This window comes from Mycobacterium sp. 1482292.6, assembly GCF_001672995.1.
GTDB lineage: Bacteria > Actinomycetota > Actinomycetes > Mycobacteriales > Mycobacteriaceae > Mycobacterium > Mycobacterium europaeum_A.
In genome coordinates this window covers 1-573 of record NZ_LZKV01000238.1, presented here as the reverse complement: position 1 = coordinate 573, position 573 = coordinate 1, and the positions used below count along the sequence as shown (strand labels likewise).

The 573-nt window shown below is 69.1% G+C and carries 1 pseudogene; it reads right to left on the bottom strand.

What is annotated here, in order from left to right:
• Positions 1 to 573 (bottom strand): annotated as a pseudogene (gene kasB / locus A5624_RS24050) (3-oxoacyl-ACP synthase KasB); the annotation flags it as partial.

Below are 573 nucleotides of genomic sequence, written 5' to 3'. Positions count from 1 at the left end.
TCAGTACCGCCCGAAGGCGATGGCCACGTTGTGTCCGCCGAAGCCGAACGAGTTGTTGATGGCGTACTCGTAGTTGCCGGGGCGGGGTTTGCCGGCCACGACGTCCAGGTCGATTTCGGGGTCGAGGTTTTCCAGGTTGAGTGTGGGTGGGACGACCTGGTCGCGCAGGGCGAGCACGGTCAGGATGGATTCCACGGCGCCGACCGCGCCCACCGAGTGGCCCAGGGCGGCTTTGGGGGCGTAGACGGCGGCGTTGCCGCCGTGGGGGCCCAGGGCGTTGTTGATGGCCTTGGCTTCGGCGACGTCTCCGACGGAGGTGCCGGTGGCGTGGGCGTTGACGTGGCCGATGTCGGACGGGCTCAGGCCGGCGAGTTGGATGGCGCGGCTCATGGCGTGGCCGGCGCGTTCGCCGTTGGGGTCCGGGGCGACCATGTGGTAGCCGTCGGAGGTGATGCTGGCGCCCATGATGCGGGCCAGGATGTTGGCGCCGCGGGCCTTGGCGTGTTCTTCGGTTTCGATGACCATCAGCGCGCCGGCCTCGCCGAAGACGAATCCGGTGCGGTCGCGGTCGAA